This is a genomic window from Tritonibacter scottomollicae, assembly GCF_003003215.1.
GTDB classification, from domain to species: Bacteria; Pseudomonadota; Alphaproteobacteria; order Rhodobacterales; family Rhodobacteraceae; genus Epibacterium; species Epibacterium scottomollicae.
On the sequence record NZ_PVUF01000001.1, the window covers coordinates 750314 to 766098 of the forward strand.

Annotated in this window: 13 protein-coding genes; 10 read left to right on the forward strand and 3 right to left on the reverse strand. The window is 62.0% G+C overall.

Annotated elements, in window-relative coordinates; translation table 11 throughout:
* Window positions 1-2: 2 nt before the first annotated feature.
* Both CLV89_RS03565 and CLV89_RS03570 read right to left on the reverse strand, forming a co-directional pair.
* Window positions 3-545: a TadE/TadG family type IV pilus assembly protein gene (locus CLV89_RS03565; RefSeq protein ID WP_106162224.1), complete on the reverse strand. Its 543-nt coding sequence runs from the start codon at window positions 543-545 to the stop codon at window positions 3-5.
* Window positions 542-2251: a pilus assembly protein TadG-related protein gene (locus CLV89_RS03570; RefSeq protein ID WP_106162225.1), complete on the reverse strand. Its 1710-nt coding sequence runs from the start codon at window positions 2249-2251 to the stop codon at window positions 542-544. Before CLV89_RS03570 ends, CLV89_RS03565 begins: the two co-directional genes overlap by 4 nt.
* 372 nt (window positions 2252-2623) lie before the next feature.
* Here CLV89_RS03570 and CLV89_RS03575 point away from each other — a divergent pair, with 372 nt between their 5' ends.
* The gene (locus CLV89_RS03575; RefSeq protein ID WP_106162226.1) at window positions 2624-4054 is read left to right on the forward strand and encodes a Glu/Leu/Phe/Val family dehydrogenase; all 1431 of its coding nucleotides are present in this window, start codon (window positions 2624-2626) and stop codon (window positions 4052-4054) included.
* 122 nt (window positions 4055-4176) lie between these two features.
* On the opposite strand, the gene CLV89_RS03580 is transcribed toward CLV89_RS03575, so the two are convergent.
* Window positions 4177-4719 (reverse strand): winged helix-turn-helix transcriptional regulator, encoded by a 543-nt coding sequence (locus CLV89_RS03580; RefSeq protein ID WP_106162227.1) that lies wholly within the window; start codon window positions 4717-4719, stop codon window positions 4177-4179.
* Between the two features lie 39 nt (window positions 4720-4758).
* Between CLV89_RS03580 and CLV89_RS03585 the strand changes: the two genes are divergently transcribed.
* The 9 genes from CLV89_RS03585 to CLV89_RS03625 all read left to right on the forward strand — a co-directional run bounded on the left by CLV89_RS03585 (window position 4759) and on the right by CLV89_RS03625 (window position 15719).
* The gene (locus CLV89_RS03585; RefSeq protein WP_106162228.1) at window positions 4759-5139 is read left to right on the forward strand and encodes a VOC family protein; all 381 of its coding nucleotides are present in this window, start codon (window positions 4759-4761) and stop codon (window positions 5137-5139) included.
* Between the two features lie 306 nt (window positions 5140-5445).
* Window positions 5446-6711 carry a sarcosine oxidase subunit beta family protein gene (locus tag CLV89_RS03590; RefSeq protein ID WP_106162229.1) on the forward strand — a complete coding sequence of 422 codons (1266 nt, stop codon included), beginning with the start codon at window positions 5446-5448 and terminating at the stop codon, window positions 6709-6711.
* A 66-nt stretch (window positions 6712-6777) separates the two neighbouring features.
* Complete coding sequence (locus CLV89_RS03595; RefSeq protein ID WP_106162230.1) at window positions 6778-7056, forward strand: sarcosine oxidase subunit delta; 279 nt, start codon at window positions 6778-6780, stop codon at window positions 7054-7056.
* Window positions 7053-9998 (forward strand): sarcosine oxidase subunit alpha family protein, encoded by a 2946-nt coding sequence (locus CLV89_RS03600; protein ID WP_106162231.1) that lies wholly within the window; start codon window positions 7053-7055, stop codon window positions 9996-9998. The genes CLV89_RS03595 and CLV89_RS03600 overlap by 4 nt, the downstream gene beginning before the upstream one ends.
* A complete protein-coding gene (locus CLV89_RS03605; RefSeq protein WP_243394919.1) occupies window positions 9991-10548 on the forward strand; it encodes a sarcosine oxidase subunit gamma in 558 nt (185 codons plus the stop codon). The genes CLV89_RS03600 and CLV89_RS03605 overlap by 8 nt, the downstream gene beginning before the upstream one ends.
* A gap of 38 nt (window positions 10549-10586) precedes the next feature.
* Window positions 10587-10946, forward strand: coding sequence for a hypothetical protein (locus tag CLV89_RS03610; protein WP_106162233.1), 360 nt, complete (start codon window positions 10587-10589; stop codon window positions 10944-10946).
* Window positions 10947-10984: 38 nt separating this feature from the next.
* Window positions 10985-13003, forward strand: a complete 2019-nt coding sequence (dnaG, locus tag CLV89_RS03615) for a DNA primase (RefSeq protein ID WP_106162234.1) — start codon at window positions 10985-10987, stop codon at window positions 13001-13003.
* Between the two features lie 165 nt (window positions 13004-13168).
* Complete coding sequence (rpoD, locus tag CLV89_RS03620) at window positions 13169-15169, forward strand: RNA polymerase sigma factor RpoD (protein WP_106162235.1); 2001 nt, start codon at window positions 13169-13171, stop codon at window positions 15167-15169.
* A 256-nt stretch (window positions 15170-15425) separates the two neighbouring features.
* Entirely contained in the window at window positions 15426-15719 is a 294-nt protein-coding gene (locus tag CLV89_RS03625; protein WP_243394920.1) for a hypothetical protein, read from the forward strand.
* Window positions 15720-15785 lie beyond the last annotated feature (66 nt).

A 15785-nucleotide genomic window follows, 5' to 3' on the forward strand; every position in this document is an offset into this window, starting at 1 on the left:
GCTTACTTTGGCTCCTGAACAAAGGCGCTGGAGGCAAACAGGCGGACCCGCCCGTCATCATCTTTCTGCATGCTGCCGCCCAGGCCCCAGAGCGGGAACAGCGGATCAAAGCTCATGCAGGCGCGCAGGAACATCAGATCGTTGGATGCGCCATTGACGAAGGTGTTGACCGGGTCGACCTGCTCGATCGAGTCCACGCAATCCGGGACCGACGTGACACCGGACCAATTGAACGGGTCCAGCTGGACCATCTCCAGCTTCAGCGACACCGCGCAATCGTCGATCATGCCGGTGCGATCGCAGATGCGGTCACGAATGTCGTCGTGTTGCATGTTTCCACCCGTTCCGAGGCGAATATCGCGCACCGTCATATCCATGGCGCGGTCCAACATGACCTGACGCAGGGTGATCATGCCCAGTTCGACTGTGGCAAACAGGATCATCAGCATCAGCGGAAACAGCACGGCAAACTCGACCGTTGCGTTGCCGTCCTCGTTGCGGCGGAAGGCCCGCAGGGTTTTTATGGGATTTGGCCAGTTCATCATTCCGTCAACCTCAGCTGGCGGATGGCGGTGGCGATGGACGCAAAGGCATCCGAGATCTCCAACCCATCCACGTCATAGTAATGCGAGGCGGAGCTTGCGCATTGCTGCAAGACCTGCTGGCCGCGCCAGGGTGCCTCGAAACCGATCGTGAAGACGACGATACCCTCGTCCTTGGCCGCGTCGCATACCGCCAACGTGCGGGAATCTTTGCTGTTTGAGCCGACGTAGGAATAGATGCGGTCATACCAGTAGTATCTGGCGTTGTTCATCCAGTCGCCGAAGAGCCTGTTGTAGACATACTTCAGCGAGGTATCGGCAAAGAGCTCGTTGTAGGTCAGCTCTTCAGCCTGGCCCGGCTCTTCTACGGTCCTGGTCTGCCAGGACCCGTAATAGCAATTGCCGTAGTAAATGGTGCCGGTGCAGGTGGTCTCCTCATAGGTTCCGTTCCCATAGGCGTGATCTTCCCATGTTCTGGTGTGGTCCCAAAAGAACCTGTCGTAGCTGCGGTTGGGATTATATGTGGAGTAGACGTCGGCGTCTTCATTATACCAGACCGTCGACAGGCCATCGCGATAGCTGTTGTTGACGTAGTATTGCGAGGTGTTCTGCCCGTCGGTCATCATCACGATCACCTTCAGCGTTTCGGTGTCCGAGTATGCCACCGGGCGGTCGGCGTAGATCGAGTCGATCGACTGGTTCGGGTTCTCACTGTCGGCAAGCTGCGCGATGATCGGCTGCACGGATGGATCCAGCAGCGCGGTGCCCCATTTCATGCCCAGGTCGATGGATGTGTTCTCGGAGGGGCTGAAGCGATCAATGTAGTTCTGCAACTGCGCGACATTGTCCGACATCAAAAGCGCCGTGCGCTCCGGGTTGTCATCATGCGAGGCGCAGGTGGGTTGGCGCACATGCTGGTTTCTGTCGCGATAATCACCGCTGTTCCAGATCGTGAAATGCATCGCGCGCTGATAGGTCTGCTGCAGATCAAGGTTCGCGGAGTTGAAGTCGGACTGGCCGAAGTTCAGGCAATGGGAATATCGGTTCTCACCGCTGACCTGCATCCGGTCGAGAAAGGCCTCGGGCATCGACACCTGCGTCGAATAGGGCACGATGGAGATCGTCATATTGCCGTCTTCGGTGTTCTCGTCCATGGTCTGGACGAACTCCTTGGCGGCCCGTTTCAGGTTCACCAGACGGGAATTGTTGCGCATCGAGCCGGACACGTCGAGCACCAGTGAGATTTCCACATTGCCGATGCTCTCGATTGCAGTGGCGGCGGCGTTCAGCGGCAGGACGCTCTCGTAGCCGGCGAATTTCATCCAATAGGGATCAAAATCCGCGTCCACGCTTGCGGAAACGCGTCGAGACGAGACCGAGACCTCGGCGTCCACGGCGGTGGTATATTCGCCGAGACCGGATTTGGTCATGTAGTCGATCACCACCTCTTTGGCATCCAGCGGCTGATCCAGGTCGGCCGCCGCCAGCACGGAGCGGTCAAGCGTATATTGCAATTCGGTGCGATCCCGTTCCAGGCGCACGACATCCATGCCGATCCCGGCCACAGCAAGCATGAGCAACAGCGTCGCGACCATCGGCTTTGCCAGCACACCGCTTTCGTCTTCGCGAAAGCGCTTCAGTCGGCACATCAGACCCGACCGCGATTGCGGTCCGGTCAGAGCAGATGAATTCCAGAAGTTTACCTTCATAGTTCATTCGTTCCTTCGGTCCGATGCGCGCAGACTCAAACCTGAGAGGCCTGGGCACTTGTGGACATGAATATTCTCTTAATTTTTGTTGAGGAAGATGGCCGAACTTGGGCGGAACCACGCCTAACTTGGTGCTTCTTATGAAATTTTGATCTTAATCTGCGCCCGGCTATCGCGGTTGTTCCACGCTTGGAAACAATCACGGTTGGGGCCATGCGCAGGCCCGCTCTGAACGATTCGTGATCGCTAACGTTCTTAAACTGCCAGTTTTTTGTGCAATTTCCGGGGATAAACGGTCGCAGTCGGTAACGTTCTCTGCATAGATGGGGAGCATACTCACTTGAGTCGTTTCAGAAGGACGGGGATTATCCCATGAGCAATCTCAAAGAACCCAGCTTCCGCGAAAGTGTGGATCTCATGTTCAACCGCGCGGTGGCGCTGATGGACCTGCCGCCCGGGCTGGAGGAGAAAATCCGCGTCTGTAACGCCACCTACACGGTGCGTTTCGGGGTCCGCCTGCGCGGCCAGATGCACACGTTCACCGGCTATCGTTCGGTCCATTCCGAACATATGGAACCGGTCAAGGGCGGCATCCGCTACGCCATGGGCGTGAACCAGGACGAGGTTGAGGCGCTGGCGGCGCTGATGACCTACAAATGTGCCCTGGTCGAAGCACCCTTTGGTGGGTCCAAGGGCGGTCTGCGCATCGACCCCCGCCAGTACGAAGAACACGAGCTGGAGCTGATCACCCGCCGCTTTGCCTATGAACTGGCCAAGCGCGACCTGATCAACCCCTCGCAGAACGTGCCCGCGCCCGACATGGGCACCGGCGAGCGCGAGATGGCGTGGATTGCGGACCAATATGCCCGCATGAACACCACCGACATCAACTCCCGCGCCTGTGTCACCGGTAAGCCGCTCAACGCGGGCGGCATCGCTGGCCGGGTCGAGGCCACGGGCCGCGGCGTGCAATATGCGCTGCAGGAATTCTTCCGCTACGAGGAAGACAAGGCCAAGGCGGGCCTCTCTGGTACCCTCGATGGCAAACGCGTCATCGTGCAGGGTCTCGGCAACGTGGGCTACCACGCGGCCAAGTTCCTCTCTGAGGAGGACGGCTGCAAGATCGTCGGCGTGATCGAGCGTGATGGCGGGCTGTTTGATGAAAACGGTCTCGATATCGAGGATCTGCGCGCCTGGATCGCCAAGCACGGCGGCGTCGATGGCTACCCCTCGGGGCAATATATCAAGGACGGTGCAAAGTACCTTGAGGAAGAATGCGACATCCTGATCCCGGCGGCGCTGGAAGGGGTGATCAACCTTTCCAACGCGGCCAATGTGAAGGCCAAGCTGATCATCGAGGCCGCAAACGGCCCGGTGACCGCCGGTGCTGACGAGATCCTGCGCAAGAAGGGCGTCGTGATCATCCCCGACATGTATGCCAACGCCGGCGGTGTAACGGTCTCCTACTTTGAGTGGGTCAAGAACCTGTCGCACATCCGCTTTGGCCGCATGCAGCGCCGTCAGGAAGAGGCGCGCCACCAGCTGGTGGTCGATCAGCTGGAAATGCTGTCGGAAAGCATGGGCAAGGCCTGGTCGCTCGATCCCAAGTTCAAGGAGAAATACCTTCGCGGCGCCGGCGAGCTGGAGCTGGTGCGCTCCGGTCTCGATGACACCATGCGCATTGCTTACCAGTCCATGCGGCAGGTCTGGCACGAGCGTGATGATGTCTCCGACCTGCGCACCGCCGCCTATCTGGTCTCCATCGACAAGGTGGCCTCCAGCTACCGCGCCAAGGGCCTCTGACGCGCCCGCGCAGCAATCAACAAAAACGGCGGGTCTCCACCCGCCGTTTTTTGTTTTGTCTCCCGAGGGAGATGTGCCGTTGTCGCGGAATGGCGATGTCCCCTCAGCTCGGGCTCGCTCGGCTAAGCAAAAACCACGTCGGGCGCGATGACCTGACTGATCCGGCCACCAGTGTTCACCGCGCTGTAGATGGATCTTGGCGGGCGGGCGACGCTATCGACGCTGCGGCAGACCCAGTCCCGGGCTTCCATTGATTTCAACGACTGCGACAGCGCCCGATCTGTAATCGTCGGCAACTGTTGCTTGATCTCCGTGAAATGGCTCGGCCGGTGCAGCGATGTCAGAACCGGCAACGTCCATGACCGGCGCAGCAGGGGCCAGTCTTCCTCTGTTGCAACATCGCGGATTCTATCGGCAAGGGCCGCGACCGTCTTTCCCAGAGGTGTCAGCCGGAATTCCGGACGCAGCGGATGACCGTGGCCCGGGTTTCGCTCCAGCAGCCCCAGGTCGATCAGATGATCCATGCTCTGCGCGAAGGCAGTCCTGCTGGCGCCAGTGGCAGCCAGCAGCGGCGCTTGCCGCCCGGCGACACCCGAATGCAGGCTCGACAATATCGGCAGTGCCCAGGCCCGTGAGGTGATGTTGACAAACAGTTTAATGTCCATAAAGTATAGTTAGTATATTTTGAATCATAAGGAAAGCCCATGTCACTCATTTCCGTCGATCAGACCATCACCCTCGCCATGTCCGTCACCGACCGTCATGCCAGCGCCAAATGGTACCAAAGCATGCTTGGGTTCGAGCTGCTCTATCATGCCGATGACGCGGGCTGGTCCGAGATCCGGACAAACACGCCCGGTGTTGTCATCGGGTTTGGCGAGCACACCAAGCCCGCTCCCGGCAACTGTGTGCCGGTCTTCGGGATCGCGGATCTGGACGCGGCGCGGCAGAAGCTGGAACAGGCCGAGGTGACATTTGATGGCGAGACGGATGTCGTCGAGGGCATGGTCAAGACCGCGACCTTCTACGACCCTGATGGCAATGCGCTGATGCTGGCGCAGGATCTGACCGCTGGGAATGGGTAACACGCTGATGCTATGTGGCATCCCTGCTGTGCCTTGGCCTTGCAGGCACGGCTTCATTTTCACCTGACGCGTGGCGCGGCACTTTCGAGTGTCGCGCCCTTTTGTATTGCCAGCGTCTGCAGGGGTGCGATGGCTTTGCTCTGAAATTGCACTGGACATAAGTGCCCAGTTCGTGGCCATCTGCGCAAGAGACTGCCGCGGTGCTGGAGGCGGGGCTATGACCGGGCGCGCAAACCCGCTAGCACTAGGGCGACAGGGCGTGCCATCGGGCGTGGTGCGGCGTGAAACACCGTTTGGGAGTGGGCCATGGGGATTTCGGATCGATTTTCGGGCTGGCGGGTGCTGAAGGAAGGGCTGACCGGCAACAAGGGCTGGACCCCGCATTGGCGCGACCCGGAACCGAAGCGCGACTATGATGTGGTTATCGTGGGCGGCGGCGGTCACGGGCTGGCCACCGCCTATTACCTCGCCAAGGAACACGGCCTGCGCAATATCGCGGTGCTGGAAAAGGGCTACCTCGGCGGTGGCAACGTCGGGCGCAACACCACCATCGTGCGGGCCAACTACTACCTGCCGGGCAATTCGGAGTTCTATTCCCATTCACTGAAGCTCTGGGAAGGGATGGAGCAGGACCTCAACTATAACGCCATGATGTCCCAGCGCGGCATTCTCAATGTGTTCCATAACGACGGCCAGCGTGACGCCGCGGTGCGCCGTGCCAATTCCATCATCAATCAGGGCGACGATGCGGAGATCCTCTATCGTGATCAGCTGAAGACGCTGGTGCCTTTCCTCAACTACGACAACAATCGTTTTCCGATCATGGGCGCGCTGTTGCAGCGCCGGGCAGGGACCGCGCGCCATGATGCGGTGGCCTGGGGGTTTGCGCGCGGGGCGGACCAGTTCGGCGTTGATCTGATCCAGAACTGCGAAGTGACTGGCATCGATGTCGAGGGCGGCAAGGTGGTGGGCGTGCAGACCGCGCGCGGACCGATCCGGGCCAAAAAGGTGGCGCTGGCGGCGGCGGGCCGGTCGAGCCAGGTGGCGGCGATGGCGGGGCTGACCCTGCCCATCGAGAGCCATGTGCTGCAGGCCTTTGTCACCGAGGGGCTGAAGCCGGTGATCGACCATGTGATCACCTTCGCCGAGGGGCATCTCTACATCAGCCAGTCCGACAAGGGCGGGCTGGTGTTTGGCAGCTATCTGGATTTCTACAGTTCTTATGCGGCGCGGGGCAACCTGCCGATGCAGGAATACACGATGGAGGCGATTGCGGCCATGGTGCCCGCCGTCACCAAGGCGCGGCTGCTGCGCAGCTGGGGCGGCATCATGGACATGACGCCGGATGGATCGCCCATTATCGACCACACGCCCATCGAGGGGCTCTATCTCAATGCGGGCTGGTGTTACGGCGGTTTCAAGGCGACGCCGGCCTCGGGGGATTGCTTTGCGCATTTGATCGCCACCGACCGCCCGCATGCGGCGGCCACGCGGTTCAAGCTGGACCGGTTCCGCAGCGGCTATGGTCTGATGGATGAGGAGGGCACCGGTGCGCAACATAATCTGCACTAAGCGCTTGTCGCGCAGCTTGGGAGCCTCCGGCGGAGGTGTTTTTGAAAAGATGAAGGGGCGGTTGTCATGAGGATCACCTGTCCGCTGTGCGGCGCGCGCGATCGGCGCGAATTCACCTACAAGGGCGCAGCCTTGCCGGTGCCTGCTTTGGAGGCTGGGGTGGCGGAATGGGACGCGCATGTGCATCTGCGCGACAACCCGGCCGGGCCATTGGAGGAGTTGTGGCAGCATGACATGGGCTGCGGGGCCTGGCTGAAGGTCACGCGCAACACCGCCACCCATGAGATGCTGGGCGTGGCGCTGGCGCAAGACGCGGGCCTTGCCATCAAGGAGGGCCAGCCATGAGGATTTCCGGCAAGGGGCTGGTCTCGCACAATCGGACCGTCAATTTTTCGTTTAATGGCAAGGATTACATGGGGCTGGAAGGCGACACGCTGGCCTCGGCCCTCTTGGCCAATGATGTGCATCTGGTGGGGCGGTCGTTTAAATATCACCGTCCGCGTGGCATCCTGACCGCAGGGTCTGAGGAGCCCAACGCGCTGGTCAGCACCGGCAAGGGCGCGGCGCGAGATCCCAATATTCGCGCCACCCAGCAGGAGCTGTTCGAGGGGCTGGCGGCGCAGAGCCAGAACTGCTGGCCCTCGGTCGAGCGCGATGTGATGGCGGTGAACGATCTGGCCGCGCCCTTTTTGGGGGCGGGGTTTTATTACAAGACCTTCATGTGGCCCGCTCCCCTGTGGGAGAAGCTCTACGAGCCGATCATTCGCCGTGCGGCGGGGCTTGGGGCCTTGTCCGGGGCGGCCAACAAGGACCCTTACGAGAAGGCCTTTGCCTTTTGTGACCTGCTGGTGATCGGGTCTGGCCCGGCCGGGCTGATGGCGGCACTGACGGCGGGGCGTGCGGGGACTGATGTGATCCTCGCTGAGGACGACAGCCGCATGGGCGGGCGCCTTCTGGCCGAGGTTGAGGAGATCGACGGCAAGCCCGCGCATGTCTGGGTGGCAGAGGGGCTGGCGGAGCTGGAGGCTATGGACAACGTGCGCCTGATGCCGCGCACCGCGGTCACCGGCGTCTATGACCAGGGCACCTATTCGGCGCTGGAGCGGGTCTCGCACCACCTGCCGCCGAGCCAGTCGCTCAAGACCGCGCATCGCCCGCGCGAGTGTTTCTGGCGCGTCGCTGCCAAAGCCTCGGTGCTGGCGGCGGGGGCCATTGAGCGCCCCATCGCCTTTCGCAACAACGACCGCCCCGGCATCATGATGGCGGGGGCGGTGCGGGCCTATCTCAATCGCTGGGGGGTGGCCCCGGGCGCGCGGATCACCGTCTTTGCCAATAACGATGACGCCCACCGCACCGCGCGGGATCTGGTGGCGGAGGGCGTGCATGTCACCGCCGTGATCGACAGCCGCCATGACGCGCCCGACAGTGGCGAATTCCCCGTTATCAAGGGCGCGATGATTTGCGACAGCGCCGGGCGGCAGCGGCTGGAGAGCGTCACCATCCGCAGCGTCAATGGCGAGGAAAAGCTGCAAACCGATTGTCTGGCCGTTTCTGGCGGCTGGAACCCCTCGGTGCATCTGACCTGCCACATGGGCGCGCGCCCGGAGTGGAACCGGGAGCTGGCGGCCTTCCTGCCAAAACCGGATGCGGTGCCGGGCATGGTGGTCGCAGGGGCCGCCAATGGGGTGTTTTCCACCCATGGTGCCTTGCAGGATGGCGCGCAGGCCGCCGTCACCGCGTTGGCCGGCATGGGCACATCGGTTGACGCTCCGCCTTTGCCAGTGGCCAGCGACGCGCCCTACCGGATCAGCCCCTTGTGGGCGGTGCCGGGCAAGGGGCGGGCGTGGCTGGATTTCCAAAACGACGTCACCGTCAAGGATGTGGCGCAGGCGGCGCGGGAGAACTTCCGCTCGGTCGAACATATGAAGCGCTACACCACCCAAGGCATGGCCACCGATCAGGGCAAGAACTCCAACGTGGCCGCCTTGGCGGTGCTGGCGGATGCCACCGGGCGCAGCATTGCGGAGACCGGCGTCACCACTTTCCGCCCGCCCTTCGTGCCCACGTCCATTGCCGCGATGGGGGCAGGGGCCGAGGATCAGGGCTTCAAGCCGCAACGCTATCTGACCTCGCACAAGGCATCGCTGCAGCGTGGCGCCGCCAATATCGAGGTCGGCCTGTGGTATCGCGCCAGTTATTTCGCCAAAGACGGCGAGAGCACCTGGCGGCAATCCTGCGACCGCGAGGTCACCATGGTGCGCAAGGCCGTGGGTGTCTGCGATGTCTCGACGCTGGGCAAGATCGACATTCAGGGACCGGATGCGGCACAGCTGCTGGATCTCGCCTATACCAATCTGTTCTCCACGCTGAAGCTGGGGCGCGTGCGCTATGGTCTGATGCTGCGCGAGGACGGCTTTGTCATGGATGACGGCACCACCGCACGGCTGGGGGAAAACCACTATGTGATGACCACCACCACCGCGGCGGCGGGGCAGGTGATGGCGCATCTGGAGTACCTCACGCAGGTGGTGCGCCCGGACCTTGATGTGCGCTTCACCTCTGTGACCGATCAATGGGCGCAGTTCTCGGTGGCTGGTCCCAAGGCGCGCGATCTGATCGACGCGCTGGTGGACGAGGACGTCAATGGCGAGACCTTCCCCTTCATGGCCTGCGGGGCGATCACCGTGTCGGGCGTAGCCGGGCGGCTGTTCCGGATCTCGTTCTCGGGCGAGCACGCCTATGAGATCGCGGTGCCCGCGCGCTATGGCGACGCACTCTATCGCCTGCTGCTGGAGCGGGCTGACCCCTTCGGCGGTGGTCCATACGGGATGGAGGCGCTGAATGTGCTTCGGATCGAGAAGGGCTTTATCACGCATGCGGAGATCAACGGCACTGTCACTGCCTTTGACCTCGGCATGCAGGGGCTGGTCTCGAAAAAGAAATCCTGCTGGGGCAAGGCTTTGTCGGAACGGGACGGGCTGATGGATGACGACCGGATGCGGCTTGTGGGCCTCAAACCCGTAGGCGCGATGCAGGTGCTCAGCGCCGGGGCGCATCTGTTTGACCCCGATGCCACGGTGGAGCGGGTCAATGACCTTGGCTATGTGACCTCGGTGGGGTTCTCGCCGACGCTGGGACATATGATCGGGCTGGCGATGCTGTCGGGCGGGCCGGACCGGATGGGCGATACCATCCGGCTGGTGGATCACACGCGGGGCATCGACACCCTGTGCGAAGTGGTGAACCCTGTGTTCTTTGACCCTGAGGGAGGGCGCGTTCGTGGCTGAGACTGAGATGCAACTTGCCGCACAGTTCCCCTGCGCGGGGCTGCTGCCGCTGACCATTGGTGACGTGACCCTCACAGAGGACACCCCCGCCGCCATGACCCTGATCGCGCCCTACAAGGGGCAGGAAAAACCGCTGAGCGATGCGTTGAACGCCGCGCATGGCATGGGGTTTCCCGCGCCCAACCGCGCCACTGGAAAGGCGGATGCCCGCGCGATCTGGTTTGGCCGGGCGCAGGCGCTGCTGGTCGGCCCCGTGGCCGATCCCGAACTGGCGGCGCATGCAGCGCTCACCGACCTCAGCGATGGCTGGGCGGTGGTGCGGCTGGAGGGCGCGCGCGCCGAGGAGGTGATGGCCCGTCTGGTGCCCATTGATCTGCGGCCACAGGTGTTCAAACGCGGCCACACCGCGCGCACGGAGCTGAAACACATGATGGCGTCTATCACGCGGGTCGGGCCAAAAGCCTTGCAAATCATGGTGTTCCGCTCTTTTTCGGCGACGCTTGTTCACGATCTGAAAAGAGCCATGGAAGCCGTGGCAGCACGGGGCTAGATTGACAGGGATCACGAAACTGATTCCGGAGCTGATCCATGATCCGCAACATCTTCGCAGCCGCACTTGTGGCCGCGCCCCTCTTCGCCACCCCCGCGTTCTCTGCCGCAGACCTCGGCAAGGAGGAAAGCTGCAAATATCAGGGGCAGGTGATGGCCGCCGTGCAAGCCGCGCGTCTGGACCGGGTGCCCGAGGGCAAGGTCGAAGAGACCATCCGCGCCGCCGAACCGGAGTGGCCGGAGAACTTCTCCAACGCCATCCCTCAGCTGACGCAACACGTCTACCAGATGAAGCGTCGCGACCTGAAGAACATCGACCTGGGCGAGATCTTCGAGACCCAATGTGTGGAAAACTGGGATCAGATCCAGGAAATGAAAAAGAACCTCTCCGGTAGCTGAACCAGCACCTGATGCGCCCCTTGACTGGAGAGATGTGAATGTCGTTGCCGCCCGGATTCCTGGATGAATTGCGCACCCGCGTCAGCCTGTCTGACGTGGTCGGACGCAAGGTCATGTGGGACCAGCGCAAGAGCCAGCCGGGCAAGGGCGACCTGTGGTCCCCTTGTCCCTTTCACCATGAAAAAACCGCGTCTTTTCATGTGGATGACCGCAAGGGGTTCTACTACTGCTTTGGCTGTCACGCCAAGGGCGATGCGCTGAAGTTCGTGCAGGAGACAGAGAATGTCTCCTTCATGGAGGCAGTGGAGATCCTCGCGGGCGAGGCCGGGCTGGAAATGCCCAAGCGCGACCCGAAGGCGGCCGAGAAACAGGACCGCCGCACCCAATTGGCCGAGGTGATGGAGCAGGCGGTGAACTACTTCCGCCTGCAGCTGAAGACCCAAGGCGCCAGCGAGGCGCGCGCCTATCTGGCACGCCGTGGGCTCGACCAGGCTGCACTGGACCGCTGGGAGATCGGCTTTGCCCCGGATGGCTGGCAGAACCTCTGGGATGCGCTCAAGGGCAAGGATGTCGCCGACGATCTGATCCTGGGCGCGGGGCTGGCCAAACCCTCGAACAAGGGCAAGCGGCCCTATGACGTGTTCCGCAACCGGATCATGTTTCCGATCCGCGATGCGCGGGGCCGGGCGATCGCCTTTGGCGGCCGGGCCATGGATCCCAATGACAACGCCAAATACCTGAATTCGCCGGAAACCGAGCTGTTTGATAAGGGGCGCAACCTCTACAACCACGGCCCCGCGCGGGCGGCCTCTGGGCGCGGCAGCACGCTGATCGTAGCCGAGGGCTATATGGATGTGATCGCGCTGGCGGAGGCCGGGTTTGCCTCCTCCGTGGCGCCACTGGGCACCGCGGTGACCGACAATCAGCTGCAGCTGTTGTGGCGGATGTCGGACGAGCCGGTGATTGCGCTGGATGGCGACACCGCCGGTCTGCGCGCCGCGATGCGGCTGATCGACATGGCGCTGCCGCTCTTGGAGGCGGGCAAATCCCTGCGCTTTGCCATCATGCCGGAAGGCAAGGACCCGGACGATCTGTTGCGCGCCGAGGGCGTCGAGGCGGTGCAGGCGGTGCTGGATCAGGCGATCCCGATGGTGCGGCTGCTGTGGCGGCGCGAGACCGAAGGTCGGGTGTTCGACAGCCCGGAACGCAAGGCAGCGCTGGACAAATCCCTGCGCGAGAAGATCAAGCTGATCCGCGATCCCTCAATCCGCCAGCACTATGCCGAGGACCTGAAAGAACTGCGTTTTCAGCTCTTTCGCGGCAATCGCGACAGCGGTGGTCGCGGCGGGCAGGGGGGCACCGGCTATGGCCAGCGTCCCGGTGGCTACCAGCCGCGCTCCCGTGCCCAGGGCGGGTTTCGCGATGGCCAGCGGGCGCCATGGGGAGCCCCGCCAGCGCCGCGCAGCACCACACGCGCCTCGATTGTCGCCTCCGCCGAAGAACATGATTTCGCCCGGGTGCGCGAGGCGGTGATTCTGGCCACCGCCATCACCACGCCGACGGTGATCCCGGAATTCGAGGTCAACCTGGAACGCATGCAGTGCCTGGACATGGATCACGCCCATCTGCGCGACCTGTTGCTGCGCTTCGGGATCGATGCACCAGAGCGACTGCGCGATGAAATTGCCTATGCTCTGGGGCCGGATGCTCTTGAAAACCTGCTGTCGCTGCGCCATGTGGCACTTAGCCCCTGCGTGCGAAAACCCGGCGATCTGGACATGGCCAGTCTGACACTGGCCGAAGAATTCGCAAAACTCGAAAGCATCGCGGGGCTCAATGCCGAACTGGCGGAGGCCGAAGAGGATCTGGATGGCTTGGCGGATGAGGCCCTGACCTGGCGATTGCGTCAGGCGGCAGAGGCCCGCAACCGGGCTGTGCGCAGCGAGAATGAGGACAAGGCAACTTATGACGTGGGTGAAAACGGGGCGCGGCTCAATCGGGATGAGCGCGATGCCTTCGGGGACCTGCTCAAGCGAATCGGCTTCACGGCAGAATGACGAATCACCGGTATTTTGCGTGGTAAACTGTGGCCACGACGCCGCGGTGTGACGTTTTGCTAAAGAAGCTTGGAGAAAAATTGGGTAAACGGGGTGACGAATCAGATGACCGCTCTACAGATTCGCATCAGCCGAATCGCCCGCAGCCCCTTAGAGGAGCATTGAATGGCCGCCAAAGATACCGACGACCGCAAGCCTGACGACCAGGAGCCGGAAATTTCGCTCGACATGAGCCAGGCCCAAGTCAAGAAGATGATCGCTGAAGCTCGTGAGAAGGGCTACATCACCTACGATCAGCTGAACCAGGTTCTGCCGCCGGATCAGGTCTCCTCCGAACAGATCGAGGACGTCATGTCCATGCTGTCGGAGATGGGCATCAACATCATCGAGGACGAAGAGGCCGAAGAGGAGGAGAATAAAGGCTCCACCGAACTGGTCTCCACCGAAGCCAACCGCGAAGTTGCGGTGGCCGGTGCCGGGTCCGAGAAGCTGGACCGTACCGATGACCCGGTGCGCATGTATCTGCGCGAGATGGGCTCGGTCGAGCTGCTGTCCCGCGAGGGCGAGATCGCGATTGCCAAGCGCATCGAGGCTGGTCGCAACACGATGATCCTCGGGCTGTGCGAAAGCCCGCTGACCTTCCAGGCGATCACCATCTGGCACGACGAACTTCTGTCCGAGGATATTCTCCTTCGCGACGTCATCGATCTGGAAACCACCTTTGGCGACCAGATGGACGAAGAGGGCGGCGTGGGCGAGCCGGTGGTGGATACCTCTGCCGTGGCGAGTGCGGCCAAGCCGGAAAAAGACAAGGACTCAGGCCCGGAGCTGGATGCCGACGGCAACCCGATCCTCAACAACGACGACGATGACGACGACGATGACGAACAGGCCAACATGTCCCTCGCGGCCATGGAAGCGGCGCTGAAGGATCGTGTGCTGGAAACGCTGGAGCGGATCTCCAACGATTTCGCCATGTTGTCGGAAATGCAGGATCTGCGGATCTCGGCCACCCTCAACGAGGACGGCTCCTTCTCGCAGAGCGACGAGGCGAAATATCAGCAGCTGCGCTCCGAGATCGTCGAACTGGTGAACGGCCTGCACCTGCACAACAACCGCATCGAGGCGCTGATCGACCAGCTCTATGGCATCAACCGTCGCGTCATGCAGATCGACAGTGCCATGGTGAAGCTGGCCGACCAGGCCCGCATCAACCGCAAGGAATTCGTCGAGTCCTATCGTGGCCGCGAGCTGGATCCGAACTGGTTGTCGGAAATGGGCGACAAGCCTGGCCGTGGCTGGAAAATGTTCATCGAACGCTCCACCGACAAGGTTGAAGAGCTGCGCGCCGACATGGCGCAGGTGGGCCAGTATGTCGGTCTCGACATCTCGGAATTCCGCCGCATCGTGCAGCAGGTCCAGAAGGGCGAAAAAGAGGCCCGTCAGGCCAAGAAGGAAATGGTCGAGGCCAACCTGCGCCTCGTGATCTCCATCGCCAAGAAATACACCAACCGTGGCTTGCAGTTCCTTGATCTCATTCAGGAAGGCAACATCGGCCTGATGAAGGCCGTGGACAAGTTCGAATACCGCCGTGGTTACAAGTTCTCGACCTACGCCACCTGGTGGATCCGTCAGGCGATCACCCGCTCGATCGCCGATCAGGCGCGCACCATCCGTATTCCGGTGCATATGATCGAGACGATCAACAAGCTGGTCCGCACCGGCCGTCAGATGCTGCACGAGATCGGCCGCGAGCCGACCCCGGAAGAGCTGGCTGAAAAGCTGCAGATGCCGCTGGAGAAGGTCCGCAAGGTGATGAAGATCGCCAAGGAACCGATCTCCCTCGAAACCCCCATCGGGGACGAGGAAGACAGCCAGCTTGGCGATTTCATCGAGGACAAGAATGCCGTGCTGCCGCTGGACAGCGCCATTCAGGAAAACCTCAAGGAAACCACCACCCGCGTGCTGGCGTCGCTGACGCCGCGTGAGGAACGGGTTCTGCGCATGCGGTTCGGCATCGGCATGAACACCGACCACACGCTGGAAGAGGTCGGCCAGCAGTTCTCGGTGACCCGCGAACGGATCCGCCAGATCGAGGCCAAGGCGCTGCGCAAGCTCAAGCACCCGAGCCGCTCGCGCAAACTGCGCAGCTTCCTCGATCAGTAAGCACAGTCTGTTGCCATGATTTTGAGGGCGTCCCACGCGGGGCGCCCTTTTTCGTTGGTGATTTGCGCGCGGGTGCGCCTGGTGGCGCCCTCATGTGATGCCATGTGAGGACTGCGCGCCTCAGGTCGGGGCGGGGAGAGCAGCGCGCGGCGCGTTAACCAATCCGGCCTTCTGCATATTGATTAAATCTTTCGATAAATTAACTTCTGTTCGTGGGAGCAATCGATACACTTGCGCCAAGCACCGGGGGGTGAACATGAGTAGCAGCACTGAATTGACGCGCGCCGTGGAGGCGCTCGATGAAAAACTTGATGCGCTGGACACGATGACGGAGGTGAATTCCTTCCTCGTGGCAGCTTTGCGTGACCATGAGCAGGACCTGAAGCGGATGAGCCCGCAGGAAACCCGCGCGCTGTTGCGCCGCAAGGCGCGCGAAAAATACCGCGCGGACGGAGGCGAGGCGCCAAATCCGGCAGCTCTCGACCTGCTGGAAGAGACCCTTGGCACCGGCCATACCGCAGATGTGATTCCCTTCCCGCAGTCGCGCTGACCTGATTTCGGCGCGTTTGTGTCGCGGTGCGGCGCTGCGGCTTGTCCCTCCGGGAGAGCTACACTA